This is a genomic window from Nocardia lasii (assembly GCF_042658545.1).
Classification (GTDB): Bacteria; Actinomycetota; Actinomycetes; order Mycobacteriales; family Mycobacteriaceae; genus Nocardia; species Nocardia lasii.
Genome location: NZ_JBHSQN010000001.1, coordinates 727,732 through 748,803 on the forward strand (window position 1 = coordinate 727,732; position 21,072 = coordinate 748,803).

The following is a 21,072-nucleotide window of genomic DNA, read 5'->3' on the forward strand; positions in this document are numbered from 1 at the left end:
CGGTCAGGGGGCGGACGGGCCGAGAACCATGTAGAGAAGATCGTCGAGGCCGGTGATCATCCGGCACTCGACGATCGAGCGTAGTCGGCGACTGGTCAGGAACGTCCGTTCGGGCCGTTCCACTCGCTGTTGTCCTGGTCACCGTCGCGCGCGGGCGGCTGCGGCTGCGAACCCCACGGCTGGAAACCGTCGTTGGCGTGGCGCGGCTGCTGCTCGGGGCGACTCCAGCCGTTGGCCGGTCCCTGCTGCTGCGGTGGCTGCTGCTGGGGCGGCTGTTGCTGCTGGGGCTGATGCGGCTGCGACTGCTCCTCGCGCGGCGGCCAACCGGGCGCCGACCAACCGGCCGGGGCGCCGTAGTCGGGCCGGGAGCCGTGCGTTCCCGTCTGCCGGGGGAACGCCTGCGTGGGAGCGGCGGGCAGCGGGTAGCCGCTCGCGGGCGGTGCGGGCTGGCCGTAGGGCTGGCCCGGGTAGCCGTTGGGTTCGACCGGCGGGGCACCGTTGGGCACCGGCACCGGCGCGGGCTCGACCGGCGGCCACGGCTCGCCGCGCTCGATGGCCAGCTCGCCCGGGGTCTTCACCGGCGGCTTGTCGGACGGGAGGCGGTCACCGAAGTCGTTGAACGCGGTGATCCGGGGCCGCTTCTCGACACCGGCCAGGATCGTCTCGAGATCCTTGCGGTGCAGCGTCTCGCGCTCGAGCAGCGCGGTGGCCAGCGCGTCGAGCTGCTCGCGGTACTCGCTCAGGATCGACCAGGCCTCGGTGTGCGCGGCCTCGATGAGGTTGCGCACCTCCTCGTCGATCTCGCGGGCGACCTCGTGCGAGTAGTCGGCCTGCGCGCCCATCGAGCGGCCGAGGAACGGGTCGCCCTGCTCCTGGCCGTAGCGGACCGCGCCCAGGCGCGCGCTCATGCCGTACTCGGTGACCATGCCGCGCGCGATCTTGGTGGCCTGGTCGATATCGGAGGAGGCGCCGGTGGTCGGCTCGTGGAACACCAGTTCCTCGGCCGCGCGGCCACCCATCGCGAAGACCAGCCGCGAGATCATCTCCGAGCGGGTCATCAGGCCCTTGTCGTCCTCGGGCACGGTCATGGCGTGACCGCCGGTGCGGCCGCGGGCCAGGATGGTGACCTTGTAGACGGGCTCGATATCTGGCATCGCCCAGGCCGCCAGGGTGTGGCCGCCCTCGTGGTAGGCGGTGATCTTCTTCTCGTGCTCGCTGATGATGCGGCTCTTGCGACGCGGGCCGCCGATCACCCGGTCGACCGACTCCTCGAGCGATTCGCCGGTGATGACCGTCCCGTTCTCGCGGGCGGTGAGCAGCGCGGCCTCGTTGATCACGTTGGCCAGGTCGGCGCCGGACATGCCGACGGTGCGCTTGGCCAGACCCTCGAGGTCGGCGTCCTTGGCGATCGGCTTGCCCGCCGAGTGCACCCGCAGGATCGCGCGGCGACCGGCCAGGTCGGGGTTGCCGACCGGGATCTGCCGATCGAAACGACCGGGGCGCAGCAGGGCCGGATCGAGGATGTCGGGCCGGTTGGTGGCCGCGATCAGGATGATGTTGGAGCGATCGCCGAAGCCGTCCATCTCGACGAGCAGCTGGTTGAGCGTCTGCTCGCGCTCGTCGTGGCCACCGCCGAGGCCCGCGCCACGCTGGCGACCGACCGCGTCGATCTCGTCGACGAAGATGATGCACGGGCTGTTCTGCTTGGCCTGTTCGAACATGTCGCGCACGCGGGAGGCGCCGACGCCGACGAACATCTCGACGAAGTCGGAACCGGAGATGGTGAAGAACGGCACCCCGGCCTCGCCGGCGACCGCGCGGGCCAGCAGCGTCTTACCGGTTCCCGGCGGCCCGTAGAGCAGCACGCCCTTGGGGATCTTCGCGCCGAGGGCCTGGTAGCGGGCCGGATTCTGCAGGAAGTCCTTGATCTCGTAGAGCTCTTCGACCGCTTCGTCGGCACCGGCCACATCGGCGAACGTGGTCTTGGGCATGTCCTTGGTCAGCATCTTGGCCTTGGACTTGCCGAAGCCCATCATGCCGCCGCGACCACCGCCCTGCATGCGCGACATCACGAAGATGAAAAGGCCGACCAGCAGCACCATCGGGATGATGAACAGCAGCAGCTGCGAGAGCCAACTCTCCTGCTTGACCACGGTGTCGTACTCGGCGCCGGACTTCTGCACGGCGTCGAGGATGCGGGCGGAGTTCTCCCCGCCGCTGGGGTACTTGGCGACGATCTTGGTGCTGTTGCTCGTGGCATCGTTGCCGTTGTTCAGTTCGATGCGGAGCTGCTGCTCCTTGTCATCGATCTGCACGTTCTTGACGTTCGCTTTGTCGTCGAGCTGAGACAGCGCCACGGAGGTGTCGACACTCTCCCAGCCGCGCGTGTCATCGCTGAGAAAGCTGAACAGCCAGATCATGAGCATGATGCCCGAGATGATCGCCAAGGTGCGAAACACTGTCTTGCGGTTCATAGAGCGTCGGCCGGACGGCCCAGTCCTTTCCGGTTATTACTCCGGGTGTGCTTGCGAAGCGTCGAGATCGGCGGGTTTCGGATGCGGACATGCCACGTTACCGCGTACGGTCTAGTTCGATACATCGCGCTGTTCGGCTGCTGGTGCAGTTGCACTGGTAAACGGCCGGAGAACGCAAGAGGTTCCCGAACGCTTCTACCGGGTTGTGGCAAGTGGCCACAATCATGTCATGCCCGCCTTATCGTGGGCCACGACACAACTACAGCGCAGGGGGTATAGACATCGTCGAGTTACGAACACCCACAGCGATTCTGCGCCACGGCCGTGGACGGCTCGTCGTCCTGCGGCCGGGTACCGACGGCGAGCGCGTTCTCGACGTTCCCATTGCCGACCTGCTCAAAGTTCGCCTCAATCGGCGTGCCGACGAGGCGGTCGTGATCGAGATCTACCTGCGCTATCCCACTGCCGTGCTCACCGGCGTGCCCGCCGACCGCACCCCGTTGCCCGTGCTCATCGCCGAGCACGATGTGCCCGCCGCGCTCGGCATCGTCGACCGGATCAACGATCAGATCATGGCCACCCAGCGCATCGATGTCGCCGCGCCCGATCTCACCCCGCCCGCGCCCGAGTGGGGCAAGTCCGGCCCGTCGCGCGCCGATGTGGAGCGGGCCGTGCGCCGGATGGCGCCGCGCAAGGACGCGCGCTCGGCGGTCACCGCGCTGAACCGGTACGTCACCCCCGACGAGTACGTGCTGGAAACGGCCATCGCCGTGGCCGCGCCGCCCGCCGGTACCGGCACCGGCCTGCTCGCGGCGACCACCACCCGGGTGCTGTTCATCGCGCTCGGCAGCAGCAACCGCTACGCCTTCGAACTGCCGGTCGCCGCGATCATCGGCGCCCGCACGGTCGAGGGCGCGCGCTCGGCGCCGGGCGAGATCGACACCCGCCACGGCGGCTCCGGCATCGATATCAACGACGGCAATCGCGTCCTGCATTTCGCGGGTGTGGATCGCGCCGACACCGAGCGGGTCACCTGCGCGGTGAACTTCGCGATCCGCCGCCAGGCCGCCGACGGCGCGCCCGGTCCCGCCGACCCCGGGGTGAATCAGCTCTACGCGGAGTGGGAACTGCTCGTGGAGCGACATTCACTCGGCATGGTCGACGACACGCAATTCCAGCGTTACGGCCGCGGGATTCTGCGCAGCCTGTAAGCACCGGGGGCCGGACCGAATGCTCAATTCGGTTCGGCCACTTCGGTTTCCGCCTTGCCGTCCGGCTCGTTGAGTTCGATGCGGCGCCACGGGCTGGTGGGCCGGGTCCACAGTCGGATCAGTTCCATCCGCCGGTCGACGCCGCCGTTCTTCAGCTCGGCCAGGTCCTCGGTGGCCTGCCAGTAGGTCCATCCGGCCAGGTAGGCGTCGCCGAACTGACGCCAGTTGCGATAGCGGCGCTGCGCGGGCACGAGTGCGCGCATGCAGTACTCCCACGCCACATCGGCCTCGAGGTATCCGGCGGTGAAGGCCATCCGGGCCACCGCGACGACGCGGGCCAGATCCCAGGCCTGGATGTCGTTGGGCAGCGGGCGGGCCAGGTGGTCGGTGAAGCCGATCTTGATGGCCTGGGCCCAGATGTCGTAGTCGCGGACCAGCGCCTCGGGGTTGTCCATCCCCCTGAACGAACCCACCTGGCGCAGGAAGGCGCGCTGCTTGTCGGCGCGCTCGCCGAAACGATCGCGCTCGCTGGCGTTGACCGAGGCCATCACCAGCGGATGCACCAGCGCGTACAGGGGTGCGTGCATGCCCTCCAGCAGCTGTTCCATCGAGGCGCGCGCCTCGTTGCCGTCGGTGATGCCCCACGCGCCGGTGAGGGTGTCGATGGCGAGTTCGCGGCGGTCGCCGAGGGGGTGGTCACGTTCGGGACCGAGCAGCATCGCGTCGTGGAAGGCGTCCCAGCGCGTGGAATAGAAGGCGCCGAGCGAGAGCGCGCGCAGCTCGTCGTCGCTCACGCCCGCGCCCGACCAGTGGTCTTCTTCGCGCTCGTCCAGTTCCGGGTACGGGAAAGTGGTCAGCGCTGGTACTCCCCTGGCAGGCATACGGCCGAGTCTAGTGCGGTGAGTCACTATCGCGGGGCGCCTGCGAATGTTCTTCGCCTGTCGCGTCATGCTCAGCGGGTCTATGGTTTCGACATGTGTAGAAATATCACCGTCTTGCGTGGTCTGGAGCCTGCCGCCACCGAGCAGGAGATCTACGCGGCCGCCTTGCAATATGTGCGCAAAGTCGGCGGTATCTCCGGCCTGAGCAGCGCCACCAAACCCGCTGTCGACAAGGCCGTCGCCGCCATCGCCGCCGCGACGACCGCCCTGCTCGAGGAGCTGCCGGATCGTCGGGTGCCCCCGCCCACCGAGCCGCCGCTGCGGCGCATCGCGGCCCGCGACGGCGCCGCGAGCGAGTCCGACTAGACCCCCCAGCACCGACCGAGGCCGCCGGGGCCGCCTCGGAGCTCCGGCGTGTCCGCCGGTGAACCGCGATCGCCGCGGTCCCGTAGTTCCGGGTATGGCACGCATCCTGATAGCCGTCGTCCCCATCTACGGACACGTCACCCCGATGATCCCGCTGGCGAAAGCACTCGCCGCGCGCGGTCACGAGGTGCTGTGGAGCATCACCGAGACCTTCCGTCCGCAGGTCGAGGCGGCCGGGATCACGGTGGCCCGCACCGAGCACACCCGGGACCTCAGCACCGATCGCGGCGAGTACGTCCCCGGTGGCGAGAAGCTCGAGGGCATCGCCGCGCTGCGGGTGGACCTCGAGTTCGGCTTCATCGACAACGCGCCGCGACAGCTGCGCGACCTGCACGACGCCGCCGCCGACTTCCACCCCGATCTCGTGCTGGCCGACACCGGCTGCCTGGCCGCGCGGCTGTTCTCCGAGCAGACGGGCACACCGTTCGCCGTGCTCAATGTGGTGCCGATGGTGTTGACCAGCCGCGATACCGCGCCGTTCGGGCTGGCCCTGCCGCCGAACGCGTCCGCGCTGGGTCGGGTGCGCAATCGGGGGTTGCAGTGGCTCGTCGAGCACGTGGTGTTCCGGGGCGTGCAGAAGCACTGGAACAAGACCCGCCGCGGTGTCGGACTCGACAACTCGGGCTGGCTCATGGACGCGCCGAAGTCCGCCGCGCTCTACCTCAACCCCTCGATTCCGAGTTTCGAGTACCCGCGCAGCGACCTGCCCGAGTCGGTCCACTTCATCGGGCCGGTGCCCGCGCCGCCGGTGGCGGACTGGACGCCGCCCGCGTGGTGGTCGGAGTTGTTCACGGGTAGGCCGGTGGTGCATGTGACCCAGGGAACGGTCGCCAATGCCGAGCCCGAACTCATCGCGCCGACCCTCGCCGCGCTGGCGGAGGAGAACGTGCTCGTCGTCGTCTCGACCGGCGGGGCCGATCCGTCTGCGCTCGGCTTGGACGAGGTGCCGGCGAATGTGCGGGTGGAACGATTCATGCCGTACGCCGAACTGCTGCCGCATGTGACGGCGATGGTGACAAACGGCGGGTACGGCGGGGTGCAGCTCGCGCTGTCGCACGGCATTCCGCTGGTGGTCGCGGGGGCGACCGAGGACAAGCCGGAGGTTGCCGCGCGGGTCGCGTGGTCGGGGGTCGGAGTGAATCTGAAATCGGCGGCGCCGCACCCGGATCGGATCAAGTTCGCCGTTCGCTCGGTGCTCACCGAGCCGCGTTTCGCCGCCCGCGCGCAGGAGCTGCGCGCGGAGTACGCCGAGTACGACGCGCTGGCGCTGGGCGTGGAGCACATCGAACGGATCGTCGGGGTGCCCGCTCTCGACTGAGCGGGCGACTCGGTGAGCTTCGTCGCAGTCTGACAACGCACCGAAACCAGAATGTGACCAATATCACCATCGGTGAAGCAGGCGTGCTGACAGTCGATCTTCGGCCCGTCAGCGCGCCTTTTCACCGTGCCGATCCACCGGTCCGCCGCAGGTCCAGCGGGTGTGAAACCGGCCGCATTTTCGCTGGTCAATCACCCAGCTCCACGAACGCCGCCGAAATCGCAGCGAAATAGCGGACTCGATAGTGCAGCTCACGATGTCAGGCCATATGCTGTGGATAACCAACCTGGTGACTGTTTTGATCCACCTACGCGAACTTCCTTGCCCGTTTTGGCTGGATTTTCCCGACTTATTCTGATAGCAAGGTGCTATGGACCCGCATTTGCGCGATCTGCGGTATTTCGTCGCCGTCGCTGAGGAACTGCATTTCACCAACGCCGCCCAGCGGCTGCACATCGCTCAACCGACGTTGTCGCGCCAGATCCGCCAGCTCGAACGCCAGCTCGACGTGGTCCTGTTCGACCGCAACCAGCGCAGTGTGGCGCTGACCGTCGCCGGCAAGGAACTGCTCGAAGGCGCCCGCAAGATCCTCGAGCTGTGGGAGGTGACCAACGTGTCCCTCCAGGAAGCAGGCGAGGTGCTGCGCGTCGGAATCCAGTCCGCGCTCGGCCGCGGGCTGCTCAACGACCTCGAGAGCGCCAGCGGTCACCGCCTGGCCCTGCACGCCGCCTCCTGGAACGACCCGTCCAGCGGTCTGGCCGGTCGCCAGGCCGATCTGTCGCTGGTGTGGCTGCCGCTACCGGACCCCAACCGCTACCGCTGGCAGGTCCTGCGCACCGAACCGCGCTGGGTGCTGCTGCCCGAGACCCACCCGCTGGCCGAGCAGGACAGCATCGACTTCGCCGATCTGCTCGACGAGCCCTTCGTCGCCCTGCCCACCGAGGCGGGCGCGGTCCGTGACTTCTGGCTCGGCAACGACGCCCGTGGCGGCAAGGCGGCCAAGATCGGCGCCGAGGCGGCCACCCCCGAGGACAAGCTCGAGGCCGTGAGCCTGGGCCTTGGCGTGTGCCTGCTGGCCGAGAACAATGTGCCGATGTACCGCTGGCCCGGTCTGACCGCACGCCCGGTCGACGGACTCACCCCGTGTGAGCTGGCCGTGGCGTGGCGGGCCGACGACACCCGCCCGACCATCCTGGAGTTCGCCGGTCGCGCCGTGGACGGCGGCTTCTCGGAGCCGACCCCGCAGCCGCAACCGATCGCGGTCTGAAGGGCGCAGGCGCGTCAGCGCTGCGCATGGCCGCAGCGAAGGCGGCGGTTTCGCCTAGTTCGACATCTCCAATTGGGCGGCGAGGCCGAGCAGGACGGCCTCGCTGCCCGGCTGGCCGACCAACTGCGCGGCCAGCGGCGTGTGCGCCTCGGGGTGGATGCCCATCGGCAGGGAGGCCGCGGGCCAGCCGAGCAGGTTCCACAGGCCGGTGAACGGCGCGTAGCGCACCGAGGACACCACATTGGCGGCCCACCCGCGCTTGCTCCACTGCCTGGCCCGTGGGGGTCGGGCGGCGAGCGTCGGGGTGATCACCACGTCGAAGTCCTCGAAGAACTCGAGCAGTCTGCCCTCGGTGCGATCGATCTGACCGGGCCGAACCAGGCGGAGCCGACGGATTGTGCGGCCGATCGCCAGGTGGCGTCGGGTGCGTTCCTCGAGCAGTTCGGGGTGGGTGAGCGCGTCGGCGTCGGCCAGTCCCGCGCTCGGCCAGCGCAGCAGCATCAGCAGCGCGGCGTCGCCGTAGGGCAGTTCGACCGGTTGCACCTCGTGTCCGGCCACCGCCGCGCGCGCACCCGCGGTCCGCGCCGCCGCCGTCCAGTGCCGATCCATGCGAACCAGGCGCGACGGCGGGGCCACGGCCAGTCCGATGCGTAGTCGTTGCGGACGCCGCACTTCGGCCAGGTCGGAGCGCCCGGCCAGCACCGACAGCGCCAGCGCCGCGTCCGACACCGTCGTCGCCAGCACCCCGTTCTCGGCCAGTCCACCCCAGGAATCCGCGCCGATCCGGGCGGGCACCACGTGCCTACCTGGCTTGATCCCGAACACCCCGCACGCCGCCGCGGGCACCCGGATCGAGCCGAGTCCGTCGTTGCCGTGCGCGATCGGCACGAGTCCGGCGGCCACCGCGGCGGCCGCGCCCCCNGGCCCCCCGCGCCCCCGGAGGACCCGCCCGGTGACCGGCCGACATCGCGCGGGTTGCGGGTCACCCGGCCCGCGGTATCGCTGCTGGCCCACAGCCCGAGCTCGGGCATGGCCGTCAACCCGACGACGATCGCGCCCGCGGCCCGCAATCGCGCCACGACCGGGTGATCGTGGGTCGCGGGCCGCGCGGAGGTGGCCGCCGACCCGGCGCGCGTCGCCTCCCCGGCCACCTCGATGTTCTGCTTGACCGCCACCGGCACCCCGGCCAGCGGCAGCACGTCGAGATCGGCTCTGGCGGCGAGCGCGTCGGCTTCGACCCTGGCTCGCTCGGCGCGCACGACGGTGAACGCGTTGATCTTGCGATTCTCCGAGGCGATCCGGGCCAGCGCGTCGGCGGTGACATCGGCGGGGGTGATGGTGCCCGCGCGCACCCGGGCCGCGATCGCCGCCGCGGGGCCGCCGATGGGGTACTGCTCGACGGGGCTCGACGCGCCGCGCATCGTCACCTCGGCGTCGGTCACGTCGTCATCGTCGACGGATTCCCATGCCACCGCGGTGAGGTCGTCGTTCATCTGCGGATTCGCCCCCGTCGCCTGGCCGTCGAAATTCGGGTGATCAGCGCTAGAGGGGCAAGTTATCATTTTCGGAACGGGTCTGTCGGCGATGCCGTCGGGTGTGGCGGAATGTATTTCGCACCGGAATCCGAGAACTCCTAGGTCGGTTGATGAGTGATAACACCGCAGGTGGTGAACAACCCGACGCCCGTGCCGGTCGGCACACGAATGTGCGAGTCGACATGGTCGAGGCGTTCGCCGCCGCGTGGGGTACGGCCGCCGGTCGGCCACCGGAGATCGCCGAGTTCCTCCCCGACGCCGCCACCCTGCGCGCGCACGCCCTGCACGATCTGATCCGGGTGGATCTGCGCCACCGCTGGCTGCACCACGCCGGAACCGAGGTCACCCGCAAGCGGCTGGCCCACTACTGCGCCGAGTTCCCCGAACTCGATCCAGCCGCGTTGCCCGCCGGGCTGGTGTTCGAGGAGTTCGTGATCCGCAGGCACAGCGGCGAGCGGGTGGATCCGCGCGACTGTCTGCGCGAGTATCCCGAGCAGGCGGCGAGTCTGCGCGGGCTGCTCAACACCGACGAACTCGACCAGAGCACCCACCGCGCGGACGAATCCGACGCGACGGTGAACCATTCACCGGAGTTGACCCGTAGTACCGAGATGACCAGCCCGCAGCTCGACCTGACCGCGACCGCCACCTCGGCCGCGACGGCCGCCGATCCGGCGCCGGGGTCGTTCGAGCCGCTCGACCGGATCGAGATCGGCCAGCGCATCGGCGATTTCGAACTGCTCACCGGGCTGGGTTCGGGCGCGTTCGCGCGGGTGTTCCTGGCCAGGCAGCGGTCGATGCAGCGGCTGGTGGCGGTGAAGATCTCCGCTGATCGCGGCACCGAGCCGCAGACGCTGGCCCAGCTCGACCACGACTACATCGTGCGGGTGTTCGACCAGCAGCTGCTCGACACCGACGCGCAACCGTCCGCTTCGCGCCGCCTTCGCCTGCTGTACATGCAGTTCCTGCCCGGCGGCACCCTGCTCGGGCTGCTGCGCTGGGTGCGCGCGACCCCGCCCGCCGAGCGCAGCGGCAAGCTGCTGCTCGACGCGGTGGACGCGGCGATGGAGGAGAAGGGCGAGATCCGTCCGACCGATTCGAGTGTGCGGTCGGAGATCGCGGAGCTGAGCTGGCCGGAGACGGTGGCCTGGTTGGGTCGCAGGCTGGCCGAGGCGCTGGATTACGCGTCCTCGCACGGCGTGCTGCACCGCGACGTGAAGCCGGCGAATGTGCTGCTCACCGCCGAGGGCGTGCCCAAGCTGGCCGACTTCAACATCAGTTTCAGCCGCACGGTGGCCGGGACCAGCCCGGTGGCCTATTTCGGCGGTTCGCTGTCGTACATGTCGCCCGAGCAGTTGGAGGCGTGTCACCCCGGGCTCGGCCGGTCCGCGGCCGATCTGGACACTCGCGCCGATATCTACTCCCTCGGCGTGGTGCTGTGGGAGCTGCTCACCGGCGCCAAGCCGTTCGACGACGCCACCGCCGCGGCCGAGGGTCGCGGTGACGAGACCACCCTCGAGGCCATGCTCGAGCGCCGAACCGGTGGCGTCGCCCCGGCCGCGCTCGACCGCGTTCCGGCCGACTGCCCGACGGCCCTGCGCCGCGTGCTGCTGACCTGCCTGGACCCGGACCGCGCGCGACGCTGGGCCACCGGCGGTGTGCTGGCCAAGCAGCTGGACCTGTGCCTGGACGCGCGCGCCCGCGACCTCGTCGACCCGCCGCCCAACAGCTGGCGGCTGGTGCTGCGCAAGTGGCCGCTGCTGGTGCTCGTGCTGGCGATCGGCATCCCGAACGGGCTGGCGTCCTGGTTCAACATCGAGCACAACGAGTACCTGGTGGTGAGTCGACTCAGCGAGTCGGCCCAGCACACGTTCGTCTACATCACCCTCGGCGTGAACATGGTCTTCTTCCCGGCGGGGACCGCGCTGCTGGTCTACCTGTCGAGATTCGTGCTGTGGGTGCCCAGCGGCCTGCGCAAGGGCCGCCGCTACGACCCCGACACCCTGCGCCGCGCCCGCCACGACACCTTGCGCCTGGGCGACCGGGTGGTGATCGTGGCGTTCTCGCTGTGGGCGTTGGCCGGGATCACCTTCCCGATCGCGATGCGCCTTGCCACCGGCGACATCCCGTTCAGCGCGGTGGTGCACTTCCTGGCCTCGCTGCTGGTGTGCGGGGCGATCGCGGTGGCCTACCCGTTCTTCCTCGTCACGTTCTATCTGGTGCGCTGCATGTATCCGGTGTTCCTTCGGCACGGCGAGATCAGCGCCGATGACAGCGAGTGGTTGCGGGCGCTGAGCAGGCGCTGCACCTGGTATCTGGCCGTGGCGGCCTCGGTGCCGCTGCTCGCGGTGGCCGGCTTCACCTTCCTGCTGCCGTCGGATATCCCGACGGTGATCGTGGCCGTTCGGGTGCTCTGTGTCGGCGGCATCATCGCGTTCATCGGGTCGTATCTGCTGTTCCGGGCCCTGGAGGCGGACCTGAAGGCGTTGGAGCGCGCGGTCAGCTGAGCGGTTGAACCACTGCGCGGTCGCGTGCGTATCCCCCGTCGTGAGCTCGACTGTCATCACCGAGGCGACCCGCCCCTCGCGCGATCGCACCGCCACCATGCACCCCACCGATCGCCGCGGGTTGGAGCGGATCGAGGTCGGTACGCGCATCGGTGACTTCGAGCTGCTCACCGAACTCGGCGCGGGCACCTTCGCCCGGGTCTTCCTCGCCCGGCAGCGGTCGATGCAGCGGCTGGTGGCGGTGAAGGTCTCCGCCGACAGCGGCACCGAGCCGCAGACCCTGGCTCAACTCGACCACGACTACATCGTGCGGATCTTCGACCAGCAGGTGCTCGATCCACCGACCGACGGCTCGCCCCCGCTGCGCCTGCTGTACATGCAGTTCCTGCCCGGCGGCACCCTGCTCGGCGTGCTGCGCTGGGTCCGCGCCACGCCGGCGGCCCAGCGCAGCGGCGCCCTGCTGCTCGACGCGGTGGACGCCGCGATGGAGGAGAAGGGCGAGATCCGCCCGACCGACTCGGCGATCCGCACCGAACTGGCCGCACTGAGCTGGCCCGAGACCGTGGCCTGGCTGGGCGCGAGACTCGCTGCCGCCCTGAGCTATTCGGCCGACAACGGGGTGATCCACCGCGATGTGAAGCCCGCCAATGTTCTGCTCTCCGCCGAGGGCATCCCCAAACTCGCCGATTTCAACATCAGCTACAGCGCCACGGTCACCGGCATCGGCGCGGGCGCCTACTTCGGCGGCTCGCTGTCGTACATGTCCCCCGAGCAGCTAGAGGCGTACGACCCCGCGCACCCGCGCGATCCCGCCGACCTGGACACCCGCTCCGATATCTACTCCCTCGGCGTCATGCTGTGGGAGCTGCTCACCGGGTCGAAACCGTTCGACGACACCGTCGAGAACCGCCCGCCCGAACCCGACGACGTGCTCGCTCGCCGCCGAACGGGCGTCTCGGCGGCCGCGATCGCCGCCGTGCCCGCGGACTGCCCCGCCGCGCTGCGTCGCGTCCTGCTCACCTGCCTGTCGCCCGATCGCGAGAACCGGTGGCCCGACGGTGATCTGCTGGCCGACCAGTTCGGCCTGTGCCTCGACCCGCACGCGCGCGGCCTGGTCGACCCGCCCGCGCGCAGTTGGCGCATGCGGCTGCGCCCGCACCTGTTCGCACTGCTGGCCCTGTCGATCACGATCCCGAACCTGCTGGCCGCCTTCTACAACCGCCAACTCAACACCGCGCTCATCCACAGCCGCCTCGACCCGGCGACTTGGCAAGTGCAGCAGACGTTCTCGGTGCTGGTGAACCTGATCCTGTTCCCCGCGAGCGGGGTGATCCTGATCTACCTCGGCCGCTGCCTGCTCACCGTGCCGCGCCGAATACGCAGGGGCAGAGCGTGTTCCGACGACGATATCGACCTGGCCCGACGATCGTGCCTGCGCTTCGGCGGCTGGTCGGTCGGCGTCGCCTTCACGGCCTGGATCGCGGCCGCCATCGGCCTGATCCTCACCCTCGAACTGACGGGCGAGGGCCTACCGACGCACTCGATCGTCCAACTGCTGCTGGTGGCCTCGCTGTGCGCCGCCGTCGCGATGACCTACCCGTTCTTCCTCACCACCGTCTACATGGTGCGCTGCGTGTACCCGCTGTTCCTGCACGACGGCCAGGACTTCCGCGCCGACACGACCCTGCTCACCGACCTGCTCCGGCGCTGCCACCGCTACCTGATCCTGGCGGCGGCCATCCCGCTGCTCACCGTCTGCTGCGCGACCTTCCTGCCGCTGGGTGACCTGCTCACGACCTTCACCCCGCTGCGCGTGGTCTGCGTGGGCGGGGTGCTCGGTTTCGTCGGGTCGCTGCTGCTGTTCCGGGTGATCGAGACCGACGTCCGCGCGCTGCTGCGGGTGGTCGGCTCGCGCGCGGACTAGGAGTAGACGGCCGGGTTCAGGGTGCCGATGTAGGGCAGGTCGCGGTAGCGCTCGGCGTAGTCGAGGCCGTAGCCGACGACGAACTCGTTGGGGATGTCGAACCCGACGTGCGCGACGTCGACCGGGGTGCGCAGGGCGTCGGGCTTGCGCAGCAGGGTGACGACTTCCAGCGAGGCCGGGTTGCGGGTGGACAGGTTGCGCTTGAGCCAGGACAGGGTCAGGCCCGAGTCGATGATGTCCTCGACGATCAGGACGTTACGACCCGCGATGTCCTTGTCCAGGTCCTTCATGATCCGCACGACGCCCGAGGACGAGGTGGACGAGCCGTAGGACGACACGGCCATGAACTCGAGCTGGGTGGGGATCGGCAGGGCTCTGGCGAAGTCGGTCATGAAGAAGATCGCGCCCTTGAGAACGCAGATCAGCAGGAGGTCGCCTTCGGGGGAATCGGGCGGGTACCGCTTGGCGACGATCTCGGCCAGTTCCTCGATCTTGGCTTTGATCTCGTCTTCGGTGATCAGCACCGATGCGATGTCGTCTCCGTACACGGAAGTGGGTGTCCCTTCGTGGCATCAAATGCGCGGCTGTGCTCGCACCGCCAGCGTGCCACGTTCGCGCGTCACGACCAACCTCTGGGCCCTCGTGCCGCCCCCGACGGCCACGGGGCCCTGCCCGCGCCAGTTGCTCACCAGCTCGTCGATCGCCTGTAAATGAGCGTTCATGAGCCCGGTGATGCCCAGGTCGGTGAGCCAGGCGCGCACGGCTCGGCGACGCAGCGCGGGCGGTGCAGTGGCCAGGATCTCGATCGAGATGGTCGCGCGCGAGTTGTCGTCGGCGCCACTGTCGCCGGGCCCATCGGGCCCGAACGGGCCCGCACTCGCGGCCCGGTCGCCGGTTGAGGTCGGCGTCCGGTCACGGGCGCGCGCCACCAACTCGAGGGCGAGGGCGTCGAGAACCGCGCCGTCCTCCCGCAACTGGTCGGCGGTGCGGCCCAGCGCCTGGGCGACCCCGCCGCCGAGCACCTGCTCGAGCAGCGGCAACACCTCCTCGCGCACCCGCACCCGCGTGTAGCGGGGGTCGGTGTTGTGCGGGTCGTGCCAGGGTTCGATCCCCAGATCCGCGCACATCGCCACGGTCCGCGCACGCCGCACCCCGAGTAGCGGCCGCCCCCACGGCGCATTCCACGCCGCCATCCCCTGAATCGAACGTCCACCGGACCCGCGCGCCAACCCGAGCAGCACGGTCTCGGCCTGATCGTCGAGGGTGTGCCCGAGCAGCACCGGCCGCCCCGCGCGCACCGCCGCCAACGCCGCGTACCGAGCCGCCCGCGCCGCCGCCTCGACCCCACCCGCGCGCCCCACCGTCACCGGCACCACCACCGCCTCGACACACCCCAGCGCGCGAGCCTGCTCAGCCGCCCGCGCGGCGACCGCCGCCGACCCCTCCTGCAATTGATGATCGACCACCACGGCCGTCACCGCCCCCGCCTCGACCACCGAAGCCGCCACCAGCGCCAACGAATCCGCCCCACCGGACAACCCGACCACCACCGGCCCCCGCCCACCCCGAGCAGCCACCCACTGCCGCACCCCCCGCCGCACCGCGAGCACGGCCTCGGTCTCCGGCAGCCGCACGCCGGTCATCGGCGCGACCCGCCGACCACCCGGCGCGTGTCACACCCGCCGGCGAAGTCGACGCCCTTGACCCTCACCACGGACAACATCATGGGCACGCACCACGTTCAGCCCCGCAGACGACCCGCACAGCTCACCCCAGCACCCGCCGAATCCACTTCTCCGGCTCATCGATCTCGTCCAGCAGCGGCAGCGTCTCCGGGTTCGTCCAGATCGCGTTGAACTCGGTGACCCCCACCCGATCCACGACCGCGTCCACGAACTTCTTCCCGCGCACGTACTGCGCGACCTTCACATCCACGCCGAGCAGCGCCCGCAGCAGTCGCTGGATCGGGTTGGTCGGCCGTTTGCGACGCCGGTCGAAGGCGGCCCGGATATCGGCCACGGTCGGCACGACGGCGGGTCCGACCGCGTCCATGACGTGATCGGCGTGCCCTTCGAGCAGGGTGCCCAGCATCAGCAGCCGGTCCAGCGCTTCGCGTTGCGGCGGGGCCTGCGCGGCGCGCAGCAGCCCGATCACGCCCTGGGTGTTCGGGTCGCCGCCGTTGCGCCGGTTGCGGACCTCGCCGAGCAACCGGGCGAGCAGCTCGCTCATCGGTTCCTCGCCCATCTCGCCGAGCAGGTCCACGTTGTCGCGCATGTAGCCGGACAGCCACGGCGCCGAGGAGAACTGCACCCGGTGGGTCACCTCGTGCAGGCACACCCACAGGCGGAAATCGCTGGGGTCGACGCCGAGCGCGCGTTCCACGCCGAGGATGTTCGGCGCCACCAGCAGCAGCGTGCCGTCCTCACCGTTGAACGGGTCGTACTGGCCCAGAATCGCCGAGGACAGGAACGCCAGCATCGTGCCCACCTGCACGCCCGCCGGTTTCCCGACCAGTCCGCGCCCCTCGGTGGATTCGGTGCGGGTGAGCACCGACATCGAGTCGGTCGCCGCCGCGATCCAGCCGGGCCGGTCCACGATCAGCGCCTCGGGCACCGGCCGGTCGTCGAGCAGCCCGCTGACCTCGCGCACCGGCAGTTCGGCCAGCACCGACGCCGACGCCAACTCCGCGACCACCTGTTCGGCCACGTCGCGGGTGACCTTCGGTCCCGGCGGCGCCAGCAGCGCTCCGGTGCGCGCGGCCAACCGCCAGTCCACGGCGCCGCCGAACCCGGAGCTCTTGCGCTCGGTCTTCTCGGTCATAACCACCCGCTCTCAGGAGCATCCGCAATTGCGCAGGGCACCCGCCACCGCGTCGAGCGCCGGCCTGCTGACTTCCGGTGGCCGGTCGTTGGACATGAGGGCGAAGGTGAGCACCCGCCCGTCGCGGTCGAGTACATATCCCACCAACGCACTGGCCACGCTCAGAGTTCCGGTCTTGGCCCGCACCCAGCCCGCGCCCTGGCGATTCTGGGTCACGAAGCGCGGCGCGAGGGTGCCGGTGCCGCCGGCCACGGGCAGGTTGTCCAGCAGCGGCGCGAGAGCTGTTGCGCGCGGGTCGTTTTCGGGACGCGCCTGCGAGTCGGTGGACACCACGGTGGTGGCCGGCGTCGGCTTGGCGGCGGCCGCGATGATCGAGTCGAGCAGTTTCGGCGGCACCCGGTCGTCGACGGACAGTCCGCTGTTGTCGGCCAATGTCAGTGCGCTGACATCGAATCCGGCCTTCGTGAGCGCCGCCGAGGTCGCCGCGACCGCCCCCGCGAAGGAGGCGGGCTGGCCGGAGGCGATGGCGAGTTCACGCCCGATCGTCTCGGCCAGCACGTTGTCGGAGTGAATCATCATGTCGTGCAGGCGAACTCGCAACGGCGCGGATTCGACCTTCGCGATCTGCCGCCCGTTCCGCGCGGCGGCGCCCACCCGCACCGCGGCGGGATCGATCCCGAGCTCGGCGGCCAGCGCGCGGCCCGCGTCGAGTGCGGGTTCGGCGGTGCGCGGGGAGTAGTCGGCGGAGGGGTCGAGGCGCCCGCCGTCGGTCATGATCGGTTCGATCGGCGCGATCGAGCCTTCGGGGACATCGATCGGATCCCAGCCCGCCGCCATCGTCGGCCCGGTGTAGAGGGAGTTGTCGACCACGATCGCGTTCGCCCGCGTGCCCGCGGCCCGCACCTGCGCGGCCAGCTCGGAAACCTTGGCGCCGTCGGTGTAGTAGCCGCCGGTGGCCCGCGTGGTCAGTGTCGGATCGCCGCCGCCGACGAGCACCAGCTCACCGGGCGCGCCGGCCAGCACCGTCGTGGCGATCCGCTGATCATCGGGCAGGGTCAGCAGTGCCGCCGCGACCAACAGCACCTTGGCCGTCGACGACGGAATCATCGTCTTGGCCGGATCCTGACTCCACAGCACCGTCCCGCTGCCCGCGTCGCTCACCTGCCCGGCGAACGCCCCCAGATCGGGACTGCCGACCACCGGCGCGAGCGCGGCCCCGATCCCCGCCGCCGTCGGCGCGGGCGCGTCCGCGCGGGCCGGGACCAGCTCGGGAAACACCTGCCCGGTATCGGGCGGAGGCGCCACGGTGAGCCCGCCGTGGCGGAATTCCGGGGTCCACGGCTGGGCGATCGCCGCGAAACCACCCGCGATCACCACCACCGCGACGAGCACGGCCGAGGGCCACAGCCAGCGCGACCTTCGCCCCCGCACCGGTGATCCCGGATTACTACCGTCCACGACCGTGTCTCCCTCAACGCCGTCCGACACGCCTCGACTTCCGCGACTACAGCCGCCTGCCGCACCGGTGTACCAGCACACCACACTATCCTCGGTGCGCAACGGTTCCCCAGAACGATCTGGCGATTCGGCACAGACAGCACTCGAACGAACAAGGAGATGGCGTGGAGTTCGACGTCACCATCGAGATTCCCAAGGGTTCTCGGAACAAGTACGAGGTCGATCACGAGAGCGGCCGGGTCAAGCTCGACCGGTACCTGTACACCTCCATGGGCTACCCGGCCGATTACGGCTTCATCGAGAACACCCTCGGCGAAGACGGCGACCCGCTCGACGCGCTGGTGCTGCTGCCCGAGTCGGTGTTCCCCGGTGTGATCGTGGAGGCCCGCCCGATCGGCGTGTACCGCATGACCGACGAGGCCGGTGGCGACGACAAGGTGCTGTGTGTGCCCGCGGGCGACGTGCGCTGGGATCACATCCAGGAGCTCGCCGACGTGTCGGAGTTCGAGCTGTCGGCGATCAAGCACTTCTTCGAGCGCTACAAGGATCTCGAGCCCGGCAAGTTCGTGCAGGGTTCGGAGTGGCTGGGCCGCGCCGAGGCCGAGAAGATCATCGACGAGTCCTTCGCGCGACTGAAGGAAGCCGGCCACTGAGTCGGTAGCAACACGAAAAACGGGAAGTCCGAAGTATTTTCGGACTTCCCGTTCTCGTTGTGTCAGTACCAGATGTAGAGCTCCCAGCCGTCCCAGGTCTCGACGCACTGCCAGTAGTAGCCGCCGGTGTAGGGGTCCTCGCCGGCCGCGCGGCACTGGTAGAGCTCGTAGTAGGTGCCGTAGTAGGTACCCTCCGGCGCGGCGGCGGCAGCGGAGCCTGCCCCGACCGCCGACACCCCGGCGGCGGTCGCGACGGCCAGCACTGCGGCGGCGATGGTGGATTTGATGCGCATGGTGTCTCTCCTGATGCGTGCGATTCGGTCTTCTCGAAGTTATGCGCACGCACCAGGCGAAACAGCCACCCCTAGGGGGAGGATGACCCTCCCCTAGGTCACTTCACCTTGCCCACCTCCGCCTGCGCGGTCGTCTCGACCAGTGCCCCGACGCCGTCGGCGGACCTGGTGTTCCCGGCGGCCTGGATCCCGCCCGACATGCGCAGCGGAACCTCCTTCCAGAACAGCACCAGCACCAGCGCGATCAGCGACACCGCCGCCGCGACGAGGAACACCGTCGACATCGAGTCGGCGAAGCCCACCTGGAACGGTTCGGCCAGTTCGGGATCGAGTTGCTGGATGATCGAGCTGTCCTGCAGCACCTTGCCCGCGGCCGAGGTGTCGTGCTCGAGCAGGCCCCTGGCCAGTTCGGCGTCGGCCGGGTTGGTGCTGCGCGCGCCTTCGACCACGGCGTGCTGGTACGCCGGGTCCGCGGCCGAGCGTTGCAGTTCCGCGCTGATGTTCGGGGTGAGCAGCGAGAACAGGATCGACAGGAACACCGCGGCGCCGAGGGTGCCGCCGATCTGCCGGAAGAAGGTCGCCGCGGCGGTGGACACGCCCATGTCCTTGGGCGGCAACGCGTTCTGTAGCGCCAGGGTGAGCGGCTGCATCAGATTGCCGAGGCCGAATCCGGTGACGGCCATGAACGCCATCGCCAACCACAGCGGGCTCCGGGCGTCGAGCAGGTGCAGCAGGAAAAGGCCGAGGGTGAGCATGGTCGCGCCGATCATCGGGAACACCCGGTAGCGACCGGTTTTCGAGATCAGGCGACCCGAGGTGATCGAGCCGATCATGAGCCCGAGCACCAGCGGCAGCATCTGCAATCCGGCCTCGGTCGGGCCGGCGCCCCGCACCACCTGTAGGTACTGCGGCAGCAGCAGCATGCCGCCGAACATGGCCGAGCCGACCACGAACGAGATCACCACGCCCACCGCGAAGGTCGCGTTGTTGAAGATCCGCAGTGGGATCAGCGCGGCGTCGCCCATGTACTTCTCGACCGCGACGAACCCGACGAGTCCGATCGCCCCGATCACATAGCAGAGCACCGAATTCGTACTGCCCCAACCCCATTCGCGACCCTGTTCGGCCACGATCAGCAGCGGCACGAGCCCGATGGCGAGCACCACCGCCCCCGCGAAGTCGATGCGATGGGTGGCGTGTGGTTTGCGGGGCAGGTGCAGCACCCGGGTGACCACCACCAGCGCGATCAGCCCCAGCGGCACGTTCACCAGGAACACCCAGCGCCAGCCGGTGATGCCGAGGATGGTGTCCTGCCCGGCCAGCAGACCGCCGAGGACGGGGCCCGCCACGCTGGAGATACCGAAGACCGCGAGGAAATAGCCCTGGTAGCGGGCGCGTTCGCGGGGTCCGATGATGTCGCCGAGGATGGTCAGCGCCAGCGACATGAGCCCGCCCGCGCCCAGGCCCTGGAAGGCGCGGAACGCGGCCAGCTGATACATCGAGGTCGCCAACGTGCACAGCAGCGAACCGATGATGAACAGCCCGATCGCGGCGAGGAAGAACGGCTTGCGGCCGAACATGTCCGAGAGTTTGCCGTAGAGCGGGGTGCTGATCGTGGCGGTGATCAGGTAGGCCGTGGTGGCCCAGGCCTGCAGGGAGTAGCCGTCCAGATCGTCGGCGATGGTGCGGATGGAGGTCGACACGATCGTCTGATCGAGCGAGGCCAGCAGCATGCCGAGCATGAGTCCGGACATGATGGTCAGGATCTGGCGGTGGGTGAAACCGGCGGGCGATTCCACCGGGGTCGCGGTCGCGGTCACTCGTTCTCCGTAGCGTTCAGCGCCGAGGGGCGGTTGAGCAGGACCTGGCGGGCCGCGTCGTAGTCGGTGACGAACCGGGTGAGCAGGCGGGCGAAGTCCGCGCGGTCCGCCTCGGCCCAGTCCTCGGTGATGATGGTGATCGATTCCTGGCGGCGCGCGCGGATCCGTTCGGCGGCCTTGCGACCCGCGTCGGTCACCTCGAGCACGGTGGCGCGGCCGTCGTCGGGGTCGGCGACGCGCAGCACCAGGCCGCGCTCCACCAGGATGGCGACCTGGCGGCTCACCGTCGACGCGTCCGAGTGCACGGCCTCGGCCAGCGCACCCGAACGCATCGGCCCGTCACAGACCAGCCGGAACAGCACGACGAAACCGGCCGGGTCGATGCCGGACTGGTCCTTGATCTGGGCCATCGCCCGATCGCGCAGCCGGTGCAGGCGCACCAGCTGGGTGGCGATCGCGTCGATCGCGGGGTCGGTCTCACTCAA

At 69.6% G+C, this 21,072-nt stretch carries 17 protein-coding genes and 1 pseudogene; 7 read left to right on the forward strand and 11 right to left on the reverse strand.

What is annotated here, in order from left to right:
• Window positions 1-95 precede the first annotated feature (95 nt).
• Window positions 96-2,474, reverse strand: coding sequence for an ATP-dependent zinc metalloprotease FtsH (gene ftsH, locus ACFP3H_RS03420; RefSeq protein WP_378599332.1), 2,379 nt, complete (start codon window positions 2,472-2,474; stop codon window positions 96-98).
• Between the two features lie 434 nt (window positions 2,475-2,908).
• Between ftsH and ACFP3H_RS03425 the strand changes: the two genes are divergently transcribed.
• On the forward strand, window positions 2,909-3,685 hold the full coding sequence (locus tag ACFP3H_RS03425) for a hypothetical protein (RefSeq protein WP_378599335.1): 777 nt from the start codon (window positions 2,909-2,911) through the stop codon (window positions 3,683-3,685).
• Window positions 3,686-3,708: 23 nt separating this feature from the next.
• On the opposite strand, the gene ACFP3H_RS03430 is transcribed toward ACFP3H_RS03425, so the two are convergent.
• The gene (locus tag ACFP3H_RS03430; protein WP_378599338.1) at window positions 3,709-4,566 is read right to left on the reverse strand and encodes a DUF1266 domain-containing protein; all 858 of its coding nucleotides are present in this window, start codon (window positions 4,564-4,566) and stop codon (window positions 3,709-3,711) included.
• Window positions 4,567-4,659: 93 nt separating this feature from the next.
• Here ACFP3H_RS03430 and ACFP3H_RS03435 point away from each other — a divergent pair, with 93 nt between their 5' ends.
• The 3 genes from ACFP3H_RS03435 to ACFP3H_RS03445 all read left to right on the forward strand — a co-directional run bounded on the left by ACFP3H_RS03435 (window position 4,660) and on the right by ACFP3H_RS03445 (window position 7,577).
• Complete coding sequence (locus tag ACFP3H_RS03435; RefSeq protein ID WP_378599341.1) at window positions 4,660-4,932, forward strand: DUF2277 domain-containing protein; 273 nt, start codon at window positions 4,660-4,662, stop codon at window positions 4,930-4,932.
• A 94-nt stretch (window positions 4,933-5,026) separates the two neighbouring features.
• Window positions 5,027-6,310: a glycosyltransferase gene (locus tag ACFP3H_RS03440; RefSeq protein ID WP_378599344.1), complete on the forward strand. Its 1,284-nt coding sequence runs from the start codon at window positions 5,027-5,029 to the stop codon at window positions 6,308-6,310.
• A 370-nt stretch (window positions 6,311-6,680) separates the two neighbouring features.
• Entirely contained in the window at window positions 6,681-7,577 is an 897-nt protein-coding gene (locus tag ACFP3H_RS03445) for a LysR family transcriptional regulator (RefSeq protein ID WP_378599347.1), read from the forward strand.
• Window positions 7,578-7,631: 54 nt separating this feature from the next.
• Here ACFP3H_RS03445 and ACFP3H_RS26305 read toward each other — a convergent pair whose 3' ends face one another.
• Together ACFP3H_RS26305 and ACFP3H_RS26310 are read right to left on the reverse strand one after the other, a co-directional pair.
• A complete protein-coding gene (locus ACFP3H_RS26305) occupies window positions 7,632-8,480 on the reverse strand; it encodes an amidase family protein (protein ID WP_417629253.1) in 849 nt (282 codons plus the stop codon).
• Between the two features lie 83 nt (window positions 8,481-8,563).
• Window positions 8,564-9,139, reverse strand: a pseudogene (locus ACFP3H_RS26310) (amidase family protein); the annotation flags it as partial.
• 83 nt (window positions 9,140-9,222) lie between these two features.
• Between ACFP3H_RS26310 and ACFP3H_RS03455 the strand changes: the two are divergent.
• A complete protein-coding gene (locus tag ACFP3H_RS03455) occupies window positions 9,223-11,619 on the forward strand; it encodes a protein kinase domain-containing protein (RefSeq protein ID WP_378599350.1) in 2,397 nt (798 codons plus the stop codon).
• A gap of 40 nt (window positions 11,620-11,659) precedes the next feature.
• Window positions 11,660-13,543, forward strand: coding sequence for a serine/threonine-protein kinase (locus ACFP3H_RS03460; protein ID WP_378599353.1), 1,884 nt, complete (start codon window positions 11,660-11,662; stop codon window positions 13,541-13,543).
• Here the strand turns inward: ACFP3H_RS03460 and hpt are convergent.
• From hpt to dacB, 4 genes are all read right to left on the reverse strand, one after another.
• Window positions 13,540-14,091: a hypoxanthine phosphoribosyltransferase gene (gene hpt, locus ACFP3H_RS03465; RefSeq protein ID WP_364407070.1), complete on the reverse strand. Its 552-nt coding sequence runs from the start codon at window positions 14,089-14,091 to the stop codon at window positions 13,540-13,542. The genes ACFP3H_RS03460 and hpt overlap by 4 nt on opposite strands.
• A 24-nt stretch (window positions 14,092-14,115) precedes the next feature.
• Entirely contained in the window at window positions 14,116-15,186 is a 1,071-nt protein-coding gene (tilS, locus tag ACFP3H_RS03470) for a tRNA lysidine(34) synthetase TilS (RefSeq protein WP_378599357.1), read from the reverse strand.
• 124 nt (window positions 15,187-15,310) lie between these two features.
• Window positions 15,311-16,363: a zinc-dependent metalloprotease gene (locus ACFP3H_RS03475; RefSeq protein ID WP_378599359.1), complete on the reverse strand. Its 1,053-nt coding sequence runs from the start codon at window positions 16,361-16,363 to the stop codon at window positions 15,311-15,313.
• Window positions 16,364-16,375: 12 nt separating this feature from the next.
• Window positions 16,376-17,821 (reverse strand): D-alanyl-D-alanine carboxypeptidase/D-alanyl-D-alanine endopeptidase, encoded by a 1,446-nt coding sequence (gene dacB / locus ACFP3H_RS03480; RefSeq protein WP_378599362.1) that lies wholly within the window; start codon window positions 17,819-17,821, stop codon window positions 16,376-16,378.
• Between the two features lie 164 nt (window positions 17,822-17,985).
• Here dacB and ACFP3H_RS03485 point away from each other — a divergent pair, with 164 nt between their 5' ends.
• On the forward strand, window positions 17,986-18,474 hold the full coding sequence (locus ACFP3H_RS03485; RefSeq protein WP_378599365.1) for an inorganic diphosphatase: 489 nt from the start codon (window positions 17,986-17,988) through the stop codon (window positions 18,472-18,474).
• A 62-nt stretch (window positions 18,475-18,536) separates the two neighbouring features.
• Here ACFP3H_RS03485 and ACFP3H_RS03490 read toward each other — a convergent pair whose 3' ends face one another.
• The 3 genes from ACFP3H_RS03490 to ACFP3H_RS03500 form a co-directional block, all read right to left on the reverse strand.
• Window positions 18,537-18,767, reverse strand: coding sequence for a hypothetical protein (locus tag ACFP3H_RS03490; RefSeq protein ID WP_378599368.1), 231 nt, complete (start codon window positions 18,765-18,767; stop codon window positions 18,537-18,539).
• 98 nt (window positions 18,768-18,865) lie between these two features.
• A complete protein-coding gene (locus ACFP3H_RS03495; protein WP_378599371.1) occupies window positions 18,866-20,587 on the reverse strand; it encodes an MDR family MFS transporter in 1,722 nt (573 codons plus the stop codon).
• Window positions 20,584-21,072 carry a MarR family winged helix-turn-helix transcriptional regulator gene (locus tag ACFP3H_RS03500; protein WP_378599374.1) on the reverse strand — a complete coding sequence of 163 codons (489 nt, stop codon included), beginning with the start codon at window positions 21,070-21,072 and terminating at the stop codon, window positions 20,584-20,586. The genes ACFP3H_RS03495 and ACFP3H_RS03500 overlap by 4 nt, the downstream gene beginning before the upstream one ends.